This window comes from Sulfobacillus thermosulfidooxidans DSM 9293 (assembly GCF_900176145.1).
Classification (GTDB): domain Bacteria; phylum Bacillota; class Sulfobacillia; order Sulfobacillales; family Sulfobacillaceae; genus Sulfobacillus; species Sulfobacillus thermosulfidooxidans.
In genome coordinates this window covers 2,974,677-2,990,679 of the sequence record NZ_FWWY01000001.1, presented here as the reverse complement: position 1 = coordinate 2,990,679, position 16,003 = coordinate 2,974,677, and the positions used below count along the sequence as shown (strand labels likewise).

The following is a 16,003-nucleotide window of genomic DNA, read 5'->3' as shown; positions in this document are numbered from 1 at the left end:
CTAGAACCCCTAAGCCGGGTTTTTCCTGAACTGTGAGCATCCATGGGTGGTGGGCCAAAGATCTCCCTTGTGGCGAGCTAGGACATCTTCAGCTCGTGACCCGTGAGTTGTGCAATCACTTCAAGGTCTTGATGCCGCGCAACCATATCCTTGCCCGGTGTTTCTAAAATGATAGGCCAGTTCTGCCCATTCGCAAGCGCCAAGAGTTTCTTTAGCCCTTCTGGGTGCATCTGCCCGGTTAGCAAATGGGCATGGCGATCCCGCTTCGTGCCGATGGGATACATATTGTCATTTAAATGAATGCCTTTCAGCCGTTTCAGACCAATTTTTTGGTCGAGTTGGTCAAAGAATCTCGACACATCGTCCGCCGTGGTGAGGGCATAGCCAAAAGCCATGGCGTGGGCTGTGTCTAGAAGAAAGCCAACCCGGCGCAGGCGGCCCAAGTGAGCAAACAATCGGGCTAAGTCATCTAAACTGGCACCCAGTTCGCGACCTTGTCCGGCAGCATTCTCGATTAAAACAAATCCCGGTTTTTTTAGGATATACCGAATCGTTTGACTAAGGGCATCTAAAGATTCTTCAATAGAGGTCTCTTGTTGATGCCCCGGATGAAGAATCAAGTAGTCACCATGAAGACGCTTGACCCGGATCATCTCTTCACTCAAAACAACGCGCGCGCGGTTTTTCATCAGGGGCTCCGTTGCCGCCGGATTGACGAAATAAGGGGCATGAACAAAAAACGGGCGGATGTGGGCCTGCTCCAACCAGCCCGTTACCGTCCCCGTTTTGGGAAGTGGTTTACTTTGTCCTCCCACTGGACTTCTTGAAAAAACTTGTAGCGTGCCAAGTCCGTACTGTGCAGCATGAAAAATAGCATAATCAAGACCTTTTGCTGTCGACAGTTGGCCGCCAAGAACAATCATTTGGCGGAATCACGCTTTGGGGTTCCGTGGGATGATGACCGATGTGACGACGTACGCTCGCGCTCGTGACTCGACCGCGCTTTCGGCGGTTCATAGCCTTCGGGAACGGGCAAGGTGTCTTTATGCGACAAGTTAATCCGTCCTGCGCTATCAATCTCAATCACTTTCACCGTCAACATATCGCCTACTGACACAACATCTTCGACCTTGTTGACCCGGTTATAGGACAGTTGCGAAATATGCACAAGCCCTTCTTTACCCGGAAGAATTTCGACAAACGCCCCGAAATTCATAATCCGCGTCACCCGGCCTTCAAAAACTTCGCCGACTTGCACACTGCGAGTGAGATCTTCGATCATTTTTTGGACGCGTTGCGCCACGTCTTGATTAATTGCGGCAATGTAAATCGTACCATCATCTTGAATATCGATGTCCACTTTTTTATCGCCGACTTTGGTGCTCTCAATAATCTTATTGATCGTTTTCCCACCCGGTCCAATCACATCTCGAATTTTGTCCGGGTCAATGGTCATGGTTAAAATGCGGGGGGCATGCAGGGATAATTCTTTACGGGGCTCCGGAATGACCGCCTCAATCATATCTAGAATCTGCAGTCGCGCTTTCTTAGCTTGTTGCAAGGCTGTCTCTAGAATTTGACGGTCGAGTCCGTGAATTTTAATATCCATCTGGATAGCCGTGACTCCTTCACGCGTACCGGCCACCTTAAAGTCCATATCCCCCAAGGCATCTTCTAACCCTTGAATATCGGTTAAAATCACCATACCTTCGTCATTCTTCACCAAACCCATAGCGATACCGGCTACAGGAGCCGAAATGGGTACACCGCCATCCATTAACGCCAGAGTGCTCCCACACACCGATGCCATCGAGCTCGAACCGTTCGACTCGAGGATATCCGACACCAATCTTAAGGTGTAAGGGAACTCTTCCTCTGAGGGAATAACCGGCTCCAAAGCCCGGCCAGCCAAGGCTCCATGACCAATGGCTCGGCGGTTAGGGCCGCGCATTGGTCCAGCTTCTCCGGTCGCAAACGGTGGGAAATTGTAGTGATGCATGTACCTGCGCGATTCTTCGACACCAATGCCGTCCAACATTTGCTGGTCGGATAACGGTCCCAAGGTCATTGCCGTTAAGGCTTGGGTTTGGCCACGGGTAAAGAGACCGGTTCCATGCACGCGTGGCAACACGCCAACTTCTATCGAAATCGGGCGGATTTCGTCGAATGCCCTGCCGTCGGGACGGATGCCGTCGTGAATGATGGCATGGCGCACAACCTCTTTCAGCACTTTCTTTAAACTGGTGGCAATCATCGATTCTTCTTCTGGGAACCGATCCAGAAGCATTTGTGTGATTTCTTTGTTGACTTGTTCGATATCGGCACCGCGCTGCTGTTTATCGGTATTGCGCATCGCTTCTAGCAGCTTGTCCCATGCCAGTTCTCGGGTTGCTGCCATCAATTCAGGCGAAGGCAGGAATAACGGATAATCCGCTTTGGGTTTGCCCGCAATCTCTTGAAAACGGCGAACCCCTTCAATAATGCGCCGAATTTCCTCGTGCCCAAAGAGTATGGCGTCTAACATGACCGATTCAGGAACAATATTGGCCCCCGCTTCAATCATCAGAATTGCATCGTAGGTGCCAGCAATCATCAGTTTGAGATCGCTCTTCTTTTCCTGTTCAGCCGTAGGATTAATAATAAATTGACCATCCACATAGCCCACCTGAACAGCCCCAATCGGCCCATCAAATGGGATGTCAGAAATACTCAGTGCCGCAGAAACCCCGATCATGCCGCAAATTTCTGGGGAATGATCATAATCTACGGATAATATACTCACCACGACATGCACTTCATTGCGTAACCCTTCCGGAAATAACGGACGAATTGGGCGGTCCGTCAATCGCGCCGCCAAAATGGCCGACTCACTCGGCCTGCCTTCGCGTTTAATATATCCGCCAGGGATTTTGCCAACGGCATAAAGACGTTCTTCCACGTCGACCGTCAATGGGAAAAAATCATAGTTTTCTTTGGGTTCTCGCGACGAGACAACGGTCACGAGCACGACGGTATCTCCGTACCGGACAACCACCGAACCATTGGCTTGTCGGGCCATTTTTCCGGTTTCCAGTGTCAAAGTGCGGCCGCCTACCAAAAAGTCGGTAGTGATAGCCTCCATATGTACCCTCCTGTACTCCATCAATCCAAACCTAAGCGTATTGTCATCGATAGTTGGAAAAAAGAGCGGGATAGTCCCGCTCTATCGACGCAATCCCAACCGTTCTATCAGAGCATGATACCGTGCGCTGTCAGTTTTTCGCAGGTAATTCAATAACGCCCGACGGTGCCCGACCATTGTCAGGAGACCGCGACGGGAGTGATGGTCCTTTTTGTGTACCTTCAAGTGCTCAGTGAGTTCTGTAATGCGCTGGGTTAACAGCGCCACCTGAACTTCTGGCGACCCCGTGTCCGATTCATGCAGCCGGTTAGCCGCAATGATGGCCTGCTTTTCTTTTGCTTCTAGGGCCATCGATTTCCCCCCTTTCTGAACAACCACTTAATGCGCGTTAAAAAACGCGCCCATGTCTTCATCCTCTGCTAAGATGGAGAGCAATGCGTCCTGATAAGCCTGTACTGCTGGTTGGGTAACTCCTGCCCGCCGCTAAAGCTCTTCCAGTTGACGCTGCAAGCGCTTAAATTCGCCTGTCACGCAAATGGCCGCAATTTTGCTGACCATTCCCTGCCAGGTCTCCGTTTGCATTGAGCTTCCTCCAATCCAAAGACACTTTATTGTATCATGCTGCTATTTTTAGAGCAACTGACGTGCCCGATCGACATCATAATGGATTTGCCGAATCAATTCATCCACCGATTCGAACTTCTGCTCCGACCGGAGTGCCTGCTGAAAGTCAAATCGCACCACGTTATCATGAAGATCAGGAAGTGTCTGATCAATCACATGAACCTCCAACACAGGCTTGTGGCCGCCAAATGTAGGGCGAATTCCCCAGTTAGCGACAGCGGGCAAAAGCGCATTATTCGCCTCGCCAATCGTCACGTAACCTGCATAGACACCAAAAGGTGGCATAATTTGTTGCTCCACAGGCAAGAGATTGAGCGTGGGAATGCCAATCGTTGAACCCCGACCTTCGCCATGATAGACCACTGACTGAACACTAAACGGGTGTCCCAGTAACTCGTTAGCCTTGTCAATGTGGCGCTGAGAAATATGCTCGCGAATGGCAGAACTTGAGACGACCACCGAATCGGCGTTAACCGGTTCCACAATCCGGACTTTCACATGGGAGGCAGCTCCCCATTGCTTTAATGTCTCAGCGGTTCCTAGCCCTCCTGCCCCAAAGGTAAAATTGTAACCCACCACAACCGCCTGTGCCTGAAGTTTTTGCTGCACTTCTAATGCCAAAAACGCCATGGGCGGAACCATCGCCAAATTGTGGTCAAATGATAGGACTCGAACAAAATCCACCCCATAATGATCTAACCAGTGCAATTTTAAATCCCGGGGGGTAATCAAATAGTGTTTGGGGGGATTGGGCCGCAAAACCAAAGAAGGGTGTGGGTCAAATGTTAATGCCACCACGGGCCAACCATGCATCGCCCCAATTTCTTTCGCCTGATGTATCAACGCCTGATGTCCCAAATGCACACCATCAAAATTCCCAATAATCACGACTGTTGAAACGCCGGGACCAGGTCCCGTCAAAAGTTCCATGCTTTTACTCGTCCTTTGCCAGAACTTTGCGAAAGCGCCAAGGTGGGCCTTCAATGACCGCCACAACCTGGCCTTCATAGGTTAATCCCATAATACCGTGAAAATCCTCAAGATGGGGAATTCCTGAATATTTTCCGTGAATCAGATCACGTCGTTGCTGACTATTGACGGCAACGCTTGGGATCGTCAACATGGCCGTACCGGTGAGCAAAGCCCGAGACCAATCGGGATCGTTTTTAATCTGTTCCAGATGGTAAGCCCTCTCAACCGTAAAGTGCCCAACTCGGGTTCGAATCAAGGAGCGCATGGTCGCGGCTTGACCAAGCAAAAAACCCAAATCTCGCACAATAGCTCGGATATAAGTTCCTGGACCTACAATAAATTCTAAGGTCCAAGAGCAATTGTTCCCGTCCACGACGCGAATGTGATCAATCACCGTGGGTCTTGGCCCAAGCCATACGCTCTCGCCCTGCCTCACCGCGTCATAAGCTCTCCGGCCATTTTGCTTTAATGCAGAGACTTGAGGCGGAAATTGCCGGATCTCGCCCTGCAACCACAAAATCGCTTCCTCTATCTGATCTCTATTGGGATAGGGAGGCCCTGATTCGGCAACTCGATAACCGGCACGATCGCCGCTGTGGGTTTGGGCTCCAAAACTCATTTCCGCCTGATATACCTTCGGTTGTAGATTTGTCCACTCTAAAAGACGCGTGTAGGACCCAATGGCGACGGGTAAGACCCCTTCTGCCATTGGGTCGAGCGTCCCGGCATGTCCAACTTGCCTTTGCCCGGTTATCCGCCGAATTTCCTGAATCACTTGGTGAGAGGACATCCCCACCGGTTTATAGACGTTTAAAAATCCACTTGGCACAACAATCCCTCAGTTAACGAAGACCCGAGTCTTATGATTGTTGGTCGGGCAACGTCTTCAAAATATCTTGAATGTGCATACTTTCCACAATCGACGTATCTAATCGGAAGTCTAGCTGGGGGGCAAGCCGGAGATGCAACCGGCGCGCTACTTCCCCGCGTAAAAAGGGTGTAGCACTTTTCAGCCCCGCCAAACTCGCTTGCGCTTCCTCAGCATTCCCTAAATGACTAACATATACCTTTGCTACAGACAAGTCTCGCGACAAATCCACATGCGTGATACTGACAAAACCAATTCGCGGATCTTTAACATCCCGCTGAAGCATCTCCCCGAGCTCTTGCTGAATAGATAACGCAATTCGTTGGGCACGCGCTTTATTCATCGTCAGTCCCTCACTTTTAACTGGCCTTGACCTCTTCTTCCGTAAAGGCTTCGAAGATGTCACCGACTTTGATGTCATTGAACTTTTCTAGACCAATCCCACACTCAAATCCGGAGGCGACCTCGCGCACATCATCTTTGAAACGCTTTAACGATCCGATATTGCCTTCGTGAACGACTGCTCCATCGCGTATCACACGGATTTTACCCGAACGCAAGATTTTGCCATCGGTGACATAACAACCAGCCACCGCACCCACCTTGGGTACTCGGAACACTTCTCGCACCTCGGCCCGTCCGAGGATAACCTCCTGATACTTCGGTTCTAGCATCCCCTTAAGAGATTTGTTGATATCATCAATGGCATCATAAATTACCCGGTAGTTGCGAATGTCGACATGTTCTTTTTCAGCAATCTGACGCGCTTTATTTTCCACGCCAACCCCAAAACCCACAATAATCGCATTAGACGCCTGAGCTAACATCACATCGGTTTCGGTCACGGTACCAACACCGGAGTGAAGAACCCTGACACGAACTTCCTCATTAGACAATTTGCTCACGGATTGCGCTAAGGCTTCCGCCGAACCGTGGACATCCGCCTTAATTACTAAATTCAGTTCTTTAACGGCTTCATCTTTCAGGCGTTGCAAGAAGTCGTCGAGAGACACCCCGCGCCCTGCAGATTCCGACTGCCGTTTGAGTCGCTCCTGGCGGGCATCGGCAATGCTTTTCGCCTGTTTCTCATCCGCCAAAATGACAAAGTCATCGCCTGCCTCGGGTAACTGGTTAAAACCTAACACCTCGACGGGCATGGAAGGTCCAGCGCTTTTTACGCGTTGTCCCCGGTCGTTAATGAGCGCGCGAACACGGCCATACACTGACCCGGCCACAAAGACATCGCCCACCTTAAGCAATCCCTTGGCCACTAATACGGTCGCGACGGGCCCACGCCCTTTGTCTAACTTAGCCTCAATAATCGTTCCTTGTGCAGGTCGGTGACTGTTAGCCTTTAGCTCAAGAATATCGGCTTGAAGAATGAGTGCTTCTAGTAATTGGTCAATGCCTTCACCGGTTCGGGCAGACACAGGCACCATAATGGTATCGCCGCCCCATTCCTCCGCAATTAAGCCATAATTACTGAGTTCCGTTCGCACTTTGTCCGGGTTGGCATCCGGTAAATCGATTTTGTTGATCGCGACAACAATGGGCACATTAGCGGCTTTGGCATGGTTAATGGCTTCCACGGTTTGCGGCATGACTCCGTCATTGGCAGCTACCACTAAGACTGCCACGTCCGTCACTTGAGCACCGCGAGCCCGCATCGAGGTAAAGGCTTCGTGACCCGGCGTGTCTAAAAAGACCACTTTGCGATCATGCCATTCAATGACTGAGGCCCCAATATGCTGGGTAATGCCACCGGCTTCAGATTGCGTCACGCGCGTCGCGCGTATGCGGTCCAATAACGACGTTTTGCCGTGATCCACGTGTCCCATCACAGTAACGACAGGGGGTCGTTCCGTAAGACTTTCGGGACTATCGTCTTCACCTTGCAAAATTAACTCTTCCTGTTCCTCTTGAGTTGCCCGTTCTTCTACGGTTGCTCCCAATTCGGTAGCGACAATCACAGCCGTATCTCGGTCTAATTCCTGGTTCACACCTGCCATAACGCCTAAGGCAATCAAGCGTTTTATCAACTCATTGGCCTTGACGCCCAATTGGTCTGCTAAATCTTTGACCATAATCGATCCAGAAAGAACAATATGACGCTGAACCGGAGGCATGGCCGTTTCATTTTGGTGGTTAGCCGCCGATTTTTGCGACTTGCTTCGCTTTTTGCTCCCATAACGTTCTTCATCCCACTCGCCCCGGCGCCGTCCAATCTCCTCGTGCACGTTGCGGCGGTCTTTATTGTTATGAATGCCGCGACGACTCTGCTCTTTGCTAGGGCGTGTCGGTGGAACGGGAACTGGCGGAACCGTCAACGGCTTAGGGCCTGAACGGTAAGGTGCGCTACTGCGAGCAGAAGTGGAATGCGAATTAGTACTGGGTCTTTGATAATTTCCACCTTGGGGCCTTCCCGCCGAATTTCCTTGAGAACCTTGACGCCGATCACCGCCCGGTTGGGGACGCGGTCCAGAATTCGCATAAGCAGGATTTCTCCCACTGCCTTGTGGGCGGTTAGGAGCTCCTCCGCCACTGGGACGGTGCGCATTATTCCCCGCATCATAGCGGTTATGATCCCGGTAGGGTGCTTGACTCCCCCGTCGTTCATTATAATTGCGATTGGTACCACTAGTAGCAGGGCGTGCACCCGCACTCGCATTGGCCGCAGGCGTAGGAGCTGGCCGTTTAGACGCGGGTGGCGTCGTCGACGCATTACTATGGTGAACCACTGCCGATTCTGCGGTTTCCCGTGCAGCGGTTTCTCCTGCTGAACTCTCAGTCTTTTTTACCACGGTTGGAGTGGTTGGCGGTTCTGGTGGCAACTTTCCCTCCATGATGTTTTTGACCGTTTGCACGGCTTCCGGTTCGACCGTGCTCATGTGGTTCTTGATGTTCTCGACGTGAAGACGATGGAGAAGATCGATCAGACGTCGACTGTCTAACTTCACTTCTTTGGCTAACTCGTACACTCGAACTTTTTCTTTTTCTGTCAAACTTTATCCCCCCTGATGAAACTCCCAACTGGGTAGCCAGGCGGTTGGCGATGTTTTTGTCCAATATCGCAAGTACCGCGTGCGGACCCATGCCCATAGAGCGTCCGATATCGATCATGGACCCCGCTTGAACTAACGGAACCCCTAAGTTTTGGGCCCACAGGTGGTACTTGCGATAAACTGACTCCCCGGCATCGAGTGCAATCAGAATGAGTTTTGCTGTGCCCTCATTCATCGCTTTTTGCACTTGATTATGCCCAGGCGCCAATTGGCCAGCGCGTTTCGCCAAACCTATCCAGTTTAACCAGTTATCCACTGACGTGCTCCTTTTCCACTAACTGTCGCAGCTGTTCAATCACTTCGTCTTGTAGTGTCACTTCTAACGCTCCCTCAAGCCGTTTAGATTTCAGTGCCTGATCAAAACATGTTACAGTGGGACAAATATACGCCCCACGTCCCGACATTTTACCGCGCCCGTCAATCGTCACCGTTCCTTGGGGGGTCCTCACGACGCGAATTAACTCCCGTTTGGGACGCGTTGTTCGGCACGCCACACATGTCCGCATAGGTATCTTCTTGGCTTTCATTACCACCAGCTCCCACTATTGGAAACCTGCGACTCAGACCGCAAATCCACCTTCCAACCTGTGAGTTTGGCTGCAAGTCGAGCGTTTTGCCCCTCTTTGCCAATCCCTAACGATAATTGATTATCCGGAACCACCACCCGAGCCACACGAGTGTCCGGTTCGACAACCACTTCGGTAACTTGAGCCGGCGATAACGCATTGGCCACAAAAATGGTGGGATCGGGATCCCAGCGAATAATATCCAATTTTTCCCCGTGCAACTCCTGGACAATAGCTTGAACACGCGTTCCTTTGTTCCCCACGCACGATCCGACTGGATCGACATTGGGATCTTCGGCCCACACGGCGATTTTAGTCCGCGCTCCCGCTTCGCGCGCAATCCCTTTAATTTCTACTACACCATCATGAATTTCTGGTACTTCGAGCTCAAACAAACGTTTTATCAACCCCGGATGATTACGGGAGACAAATATTTGTGGTCCTTTATTGGTTTTTTTGACCTCAACAACATAAAGTTTGACCCGCTCGTTAGCTCGTAAGCGTTCGCCTGGCACTTGTTCACTAGGCATCATAATGGCTTCAGTACGTCCCAGATCGATATAGACAAGGCCCCGTTCTGCACGTTGGACTAATCCCGTGACAATGTCGCCTTCTCTGCCCACAAATTCCTCGTAAATTAATCCCCGTTCTGCTTCACGAATACGCTGCACAATCACCTGTTTAGCGGTTTGCGCAGCAATGCGGCCGAAATTTTTGGGTGTGACTTCAAACTCGAGAATATCGCCTTCCACAGAGCCGGGACGGATTTCGCGAGCCTCGTCCAGCCCTACTTCTAAACGATGATCCTGGACCTCTGCCACGACAGTCTTTTGCGCCCATACCTGCGTAGCGCCAGTTTGCCTGTCAATACGTACGCGCACGTTTTGGGCGGAGGCAAAATTACGCCGATATGCCGAGATAAGCGCCGATTCAATTGCCTGAAAGAGAATTTCCTTATCTATGCCCCGTTCTCGTTCTAGGTCATCTAACGCGCTCAGCAATTCCGAATTCACCCAATATCCCCCCTAAAAGGAGCCATGGCCCCTGTCAAGCGAAAAGAGTGGGAAGATCCCACTCTGAGCCTGATCAATGATCAGCCTACCTCTAAAATTACTAAAAGTGTCACACCCTTATCTTACCACAGTCAACGAGACGAGAACAACCTTTTGTCCCCTCCCACCTTCCGTTCTGTGTCAGGAAAATTCCTTTCATTATGGCGCGGCCGTATTTATCAACGATGCGCCATATCTCTGCCCTTCCTGGGAGCGATATCGGGCATTGACTCTTTGGGATGAGTCCCGGAGTTTTTTCGGATTGAATCATAGAGCCGGAGAGACCCACTCCACACACACGGTCTATGACACGGAATTATTCCATTGACGCGCGCCTTCCGAAGGTTCCCTGCCAAATGAAAGCCAGACCGATAGACAAAAAGAGCACCAAGGCACCGGCCAAGAGAGCATCCGTAGCGCCCCGCGGCAACAAATAACCACTCATTAAAGCCAGCACAAAAGAACCCAGTGTCCCTGCCGACTGGAAAACACCTTGAATTTTGCCACGCGTCGCATCCGTAGCAAAAGCCATCACATCCGCATTTAAGGCGGGAGTAATCAAACTCATGGCAATCGCCTCGATCGACGACAATAAGATAGAGACCCAGGGCCACCGAGATAAGGTATAAAGCATAATCATGATACCGTTTAAAATGGCACCAGTATAAATTAACCGGGGCCGTCTAGCCGGATTATCCGCCAGACGGCCTGCGAAAAAGTTGAAGAGTAAGTAAGGCAATGCAAACAGCGTCCACGATAAACTAATCAGCAGGGAATTCGCACCAATACTTTGCATATAAATGCTCCAGGTAGCATCATACATACCTCCTAAACCCATCCAGCCAAAATTAATGATGAGCCAGCCAACTAAATAACGCCAGGGAATCACGGCAGGCTGCGCATCATTTGCTCGCCTAGTGAAGCGGGACACCACCGGTGTCTTAGCAATCCCGGTCATCACGGCAATGAGGGCTCCAAAATCTAGCACCGTCCCCACCCAAAACGGCGCCCTTAAGCTGCCCGTGGCACTGGCGAGTCCCCCAATCATCGGACCTAGAGCAAATCCAGCCATATAGAACGAAGACAGTAACGCATAGGCGCGTCCTCGGTGTTCTTCTTCCACATAATCCGCCACCAGAGCATTGGCTGCAGGCAGAAAAGCCGCCACACCGATCCCTTGCAGCGCCCGGAACAATAGATAGTATCCGGGCGGCACGGTCAGCAAAAACAAAAAGGTTCCCAACGCGCTGAGAAATGACCCAATAACTAATAGGCGTTTTCTTCCCCACCGGTCTGACAAGGGGCCCAAAATGAGTTGTCCTACAAAAGAAATCAGGGCGTACAGTGCCGCCATCAAGCCAATCCAACTGAGTGGCAAGCCTCGCTGGCGGACAAACAACGGCAACAAGGGCAAGATCGACCCAAAGCCACTTTGAATGACCATTGTGGCAATCAATAAAGGCCACAAAGCGCGCCCAGATTGTGAATTAGAAAAATGCAAGCTGATTCGTCTCTCCTAAGTCCTTAAGCGCACCTTGAGCTCTAAGGAGGTCAATGACACTCTTGCTGAGCCGGGCTCGTTGGCGCAAATCGTCGACCGATAAAAAGGGCGCTTCTTGTCTGGCCTGAATAATATTTTCTGCGGCCGCTTGTCCCAAACCGGGCAACGCGGCAAAAGGAATTCGCAAGCCCCCCTCTTCAATTTCGAAGCGTGTCGCATGCGATTTCTCTAAGCTGACGGGGTAAAACCGGAACCCGCGGGCCAAGAGTTCCCGCGCAATCTCGAGAACGGTGACTAATCCCTTTTCCTTCGCAGTAGCCTGGTTGCCCTTTTCCTCAATGTCTGCCAGCATTTTGTTAATGGCTTTCATCCCACCTAAGACCGGTTCGGGGTCAAAGTCCGATGCCCTCACCGAAAAGTAGGTCGCATAAAATGCCAAGGGATAATACACCTTAAACCAGGCAATACGCCATCCCATCATGACATATGCCGCCGCATGTGCCTTCGGAAACAGATAACTGATTTTGCGGCAAGATTCGATATACCAGTTAGGCACATTATGTTCTTTCATCAAAGCTTCTTGTTCTGGCTTGAGTCCTTTTCCTTTACGCACCGATTCAGAAATGGCAAAGGCTGCTTTCGGTTCAATCCCCCGAGCGATTAAGTACAACATAATATCATCACGGGTCGCAATGACGTCGGATAATCCCCCGAGATTTTGTCGGATAATGTCTTGTGCGTTATTAGCCCACACTTCTGTGCCGTGCGACAGTCCGGAAATACGCACCAATTCGGCAAACGTTTTCGGCTTGGTGTCAATCAGCATCCGGCGCACAAAACTCGTTCCAAATTCAGGAATTCCAAGACTACCTACCGGAGTCCCGATGTCCTCAGCTTTCACGCCCAAGGCCTGAACATCACGGAATAGACTCATAGTTTTTTCATCTTGAAATGGCACGCTCTTCGCGGATATGCCTGTTAAATCCTCTAACATTCGGATCGCCGTTGGATCATCGTGACCGAGAAGATCTAATTTTAACAGGCGTCCTTCGATGGAATGGTAATCGAAATGCGTCGTGATAATATCCGAATTGCGATCGTCCGCCGGATGTTGGACGGGACAAAAGTGATGAATATCTTCATCGCGGGGCACAACCATGAGTCCGCCAGGATGTTGTCCCGTCGTCCGTTTGACCCCCGTGATGCCTGACGCCAGCCACTCTAGTTCAGCGCCCGATACCTCCCGTCCTTTTTCCCGGGCCCAGGCTAATACCAACCCAATCGCTGTTTTTTGAGCAATTGTGGCAATGGTACCGGCCCGAAATACGTGTCCTTCTCCGAATAACACTTCTGTATATTTATGGATTTCAGGCTGATATTCCCCGGAAAAGTTCAGATCAATATCCGGCACTTTATCGCCCTCAAAACCCAAAAAGGTTTCAAAAGGAATATCTTGGCCATCACCAATTAGTCGCGTCTGACAACGAGGACAATCTTTCTGGGGCAGATCAAATCCGGATCCCACCGATCCATCGGTCACAAATTCCGTGTACCGACATGAAGGACATCGGTAATGGGGTGGCAATGGATTCACTTCGGTAATGTCCAAAAATGTGGCCACCAGAGAAGATCCTACGGAACCTCGCGATCCCACTAAATATCCATCGTCGAGCGATTTTTTCACCAGGCGGTGGGCAATGTAATAGATGGACGAAAAGCCGTTTTGCACTATGGAACGAATTTCCTTGTCGAGCCGAGCTTGAATAATTTCGGGTAAAGGATCGCCATATAATGCCTTAGCACGAGCAATGGGATAGTCTTGAATGGTTTTTTCGGCTTCGTCCAATTTCGGCGAAAATAGACCATCGGGCACCGGTTTAATCGGCGGAATTTGCTGAGCGAGCACCCAGGGATCGTCTATGACGATTTTTTGCCGCACATCACCTGGCAACCATTCGAAGGCATCCAACATCTCATCCGTGGTGCGAAAATGCAGGTCATCATCGGCATCGTGCAATTCCCCTTTGGCCGTCGTCGCCAAAATCTCCCGGAAAATTTTTTGATCGGGGCGAATATAATGAGCATCGGATACGGCCGGCGTAGGCTTGCCATATTTTTGTCCTAACCCAATTAAATCTGCGATCCATTGTTGGACCTGTTCGGCATCTCCCAAATTTTCTTCGCGGGTCAATGATTTGACGGCACTGACGGGCCCCACTTCCCAGTAATCATAAAATGTTGCCAAACGGGCTAAGTCAGCCTCCGATGCCCCCCGGAATAATGCGTCTTGAACTTCACCGCCATGAAGAGGCGAACCTAAAAGCCAATATTGACGTCCTTCTTCGAGAAGCTGGCGGCGCACGCGAGGCACCCGGTGAAATGTTTCCAGATGAGAAGCGCTGATAAGCCGGTAAAGCGCTTCAATACCGTCTTGTGAACGTAAGAGCACTGTGACAGGGGTGGGACGTCCAATGCTATAAGCAATGGGCACAGGTTCGGCTAGAGCCGCTAATTCAGCTAATGTTCCATCTTGATCTTGCAACAATTTTAATAGGAGTAGACCGGTTGCTTCCGCATCAGCCAAGGCCCGGTGATGCTGAGACAACGGAATCTTGAGGTAATTCGTTAAAGGTCCTAACCCATGACTCTTCATCTCCGGCAGTCGGATTCGCGCCAACGCGAGCGTATCAATAACCGGGAATCGCCACGCATCTTGGGGAAAAACGCGGTGAAAAGCCTGTGACATAAAGCCCATATCAAATCGGGCATTGTGGGCGGCCAGGACAGCGCCCGAAGCGAAAGCAAAAAAATCGCGAAAAACGGTCTCGGAATCCGGTGCATGGAGGACTTCATCGATCCGGATTCCCGTGATGTCCTGAGTGGCTTGAGAGATTTTCCTGGTCGGTTTCAGCATCGAATGAAACCGGTCCACAATCGTCCCGTTTTCAATCTTTACGGCTCCTAACTCGATGACCTCATGAATGCGGGGAGAGAGTCCGGTCGTTTCCACATCTAAGACAACAATCGGCCGATTTTCCAGCGTCCCATCAACCTCGGGAACATAGCCGGTCAAGGGGGCAATCATGTCGTCAACCATGTTCACTTCGACCCCATAGATTGCCTGAATCCCTGTTTTTTTACTCAGACTTTCAAGTTCTGGATAGGTTTGGACAACCGCATGATCCACTATGGCCACATGACTGTGCCCAAGGGTTTTTAAATGCTGGAATAAGTCCGGTAAATTGATCAAAGCATCGCCTGCACTCATGCGGCTGTGCACATGGAGTTCAATACGTTTGCGAGGCGCATTGTCAACCTCTACGTTCATTGGGGTCACAATGCCTGCATGTTTCACGCGCAAAATCTTCTCGCCATTGTATTTGTCTTCTTCCACCTGGCCTTGCACTTTTACAAACACGCCTGGAGCCAGCAATGACATATCGGGGAAGGCTTGACCCCGACGTTCCGAATAACGGAGACGGACAGCATGATGCATATCCGTTAAAACAGCACTCCAGTGCCGCAAATTATCGCGTCCCACCCGGATGTCGGCACTGACAATTTGGCCCAAGACCACAACGTCCTTGCCCTCCGGTAAGGTATCGATGGGTATGGCTTCACCATCTGGTACACCATTTCCGATGACATTATTCGAGGGAGAAGAAGGGGACGACACATCAAAGGGGAGTACCGGATCAGGTTCAGGAGGCGCCGGACTTAAGACTTGGTCATGCCAGGTAGGCATACCGGGCCAATATCGTTGCAAACGGGGAACACCACCCCATTGCTCAAAAAGTTTATAGGCCACGTTATTGGGAAAAGTCACGAAAATCCCTTCAGAGCCCATGTGCACCTGTTCGGGGTCAAGCAATTGACCAATTCCTGATCCTGTTAGAGAAAAGATTTGTTGCAGGCGTTCTCCCGCTTGGGATGACCATGGATATTCGTCCCAAACCACATGACGTCCCCACTCATTACTCAGATGATCCGCTAGCCGGCGAAGACCTTCATTCCCCTCTTGCGACTTCTCAACAAGCACAATCCGAATTTGAGTCTGGCTGACTTCTGCCCACAGCGGTTCGAAATGGCCTAGGGTCGGTATCTGTTCCTCATTTAGCCATCTTTGTAAGCGGTCTGTCAGCATCTTAATCCCTCACACGTGACATCTTTACGGAGTGAATTGCATCTTTGATCATCTCTAGCAGATTTAGCAGCGTCAGCAAGTGACAAAATGATA

General features: G+C 50.7%; 11 protein-coding genes and 1 pseudogene. All 12 read right to left on the bottom strand.

The features are described from left to right. Positions 1–77: 77 nt before the first annotated feature. Positions 78–923 carry a deoxyribonuclease IV gene (locus B8987_RS14845; RefSeq protein ID WP_020373056.1) on the bottom strand — a complete coding sequence of 282 codons (846 nt, stop codon included), beginning with the start codon at positions 921–923 and terminating at the stop codon, positions 78–80. Then, complete coding sequence (locus B8987_RS14840; protein WP_020373057.1) at positions 920–3,121, bottom strand: polyribonucleotide nucleotidyltransferase; 2,202 nt, start codon at positions 3,119–3,121, stop codon at positions 920–922. Before B8987_RS14840 ends, B8987_RS14845 begins: the two co-directional genes overlap by 4 nt. A gap of 81 nt (positions 3,122–3,202) precedes the next feature. After that, complete coding sequence (gene rpsO / locus B8987_RS14835; RefSeq protein ID WP_020373058.1) at positions 3,203–3,472, bottom strand: 30S ribosomal protein S15; 270 nt, start codon at positions 3,470–3,472, stop codon at positions 3,203–3,205. Positions 3,473–3,751: 279 nt separating this feature from the next. Beyond that, positions 3,752–4,675 (bottom strand): riboflavin biosynthesis protein RibF, encoded by a 924-nt coding sequence (gene ribF / locus B8987_RS14825; RefSeq protein ID WP_020373060.1) that lies wholly within the window; start codon positions 4,673–4,675, stop codon positions 3,752–3,754. A 4-nt stretch (positions 4,676–4,679) separates the two neighbouring features. Then, the gene (truB, locus tag B8987_RS14820) at positions 4,680–5,546 is read right to left on the bottom strand and encodes a tRNA pseudouridine(55) synthase TruB (RefSeq protein ID WP_037913453.1); all 867 of its coding nucleotides are present in this window, start codon (positions 5,544–5,546) and stop codon (positions 4,680–4,682) included. Positions 5,547–5,577: 31 nt separating this feature from the next. Continuing rightward, complete coding sequence (gene rbfA, locus B8987_RS14815; protein WP_020373062.1) at positions 5,578–5,928, bottom strand: 30S ribosome-binding factor RbfA; 351 nt, start codon at positions 5,926–5,928, stop codon at positions 5,578–5,580. A 16-nt stretch (positions 5,929–5,944) separates the two neighbouring features. Then, a complete protein-coding gene (gene infB / locus B8987_RS14810) occupies positions 5,945–8,587 on the bottom strand; it encodes a translation initiation factor IF-2 (RefSeq protein ID WP_020373063.1) in 2,643 nt (880 codons plus the stop codon). Between the two features lie 64 nt (positions 8,588–8,651). Further along, positions 8,652–8,903, bottom strand: a pseudogene (locus B8987_RS20265) (L7Ae/L30e/S12e/Gadd45 family ribosomal protein); the annotation flags it as partial. Then, positions 8,896–9,174 (bottom strand): RNase P modulator RnpM, encoded by a 279-nt coding sequence (gene rnpM, locus B8987_RS14800; protein WP_020373064.1) that lies wholly within the window; start codon positions 9,172–9,174, stop codon positions 8,896–8,898. The gene rnpM and the pseudogene B8987_RS20265, both read right to left, overlap by 8 nt. After that, positions 9,174–10,226 carry a transcription termination factor NusA gene (gene nusA, locus B8987_RS14795; protein WP_020373065.1) on the bottom strand — a complete coding sequence of 351 codons (1,053 nt, stop codon included), beginning with the start codon at positions 10,224–10,226 and terminating at the stop codon, positions 9,174–9,176. The genes rnpM and nusA overlap by 1 nt, the downstream gene beginning before the upstream one ends. A gap of 355 nt (positions 10,227–10,581) precedes the next feature. Beyond that, positions 10,582–11,766: an MFS transporter gene (locus B8987_RS14790; RefSeq protein WP_020373066.1), complete on the bottom strand. Its 1,185-nt coding sequence runs from the start codon at positions 11,764–11,766 to the stop codon at positions 10,582–10,584. After that, positions 11,753–15,910 carry a PolC-type DNA polymerase III gene (locus B8987_RS14785; protein WP_020373067.1) on the bottom strand — a complete coding sequence of 1,386 codons (4,158 nt, stop codon included), beginning with the start codon at positions 15,908–15,910 and terminating at the stop codon, positions 11,753–11,755. Before B8987_RS14785 ends, B8987_RS14790 begins: the two co-directional genes overlap by 14 nt. Between the last annotated feature and the right edge of the window lie 93 nt (positions 15,911–16,003).

Excerpts from the sequence above, each read along its gene's own strand:
- B8987_RS14845 (WP_020373056.1), bottom strand. The coding sequence starts at position 923 with ATGATTGTTCTTGGCGGCCAACTGTCGACAGCAAAAGGTCTTGATTAT.
- B8987_RS14840 (WP_020373057.1), bottom strand. The coding sequence starts at position 3,121 with ATGGAGGCTATCACTACCGACTTTTTGGTAGGCGGCCGCACTTTGACA.
- rpsO (WP_020373058.1), bottom strand. The coding sequence starts at position 3,472 with ATGGCCCTAGAAGCAAAAGAAAAGCAGGCCATCATTGCGGCTAACCGG.
- ribF (WP_020373060.1), bottom strand. The coding sequence starts at position 4,675 with ATGGAACTTTTGACGGGACCTGGTCCCGGCGTTTCAACAGTCGTGATT.
- rbfA (WP_020373062.1), bottom strand. The coding sequence starts at position 5,928 with ATGAATAAAGCGCGTGCCCAACGAATTGCGTTATCTATTCAGCAAGAG.
- rnpM (WP_020373064.1), bottom strand. The coding sequence starts at position 9,174 with ATGAAAGCCAAGAAGATACCTATGCGGACATGTGTGGCGTGCCGAACA.
- B8987_RS14785 (WP_020373067.1), bottom strand. The coding sequence starts at position 15,910 with ATGCTGACAGACCGCTTACAAAGATGGCTAAATGAGGAACAGATACCG.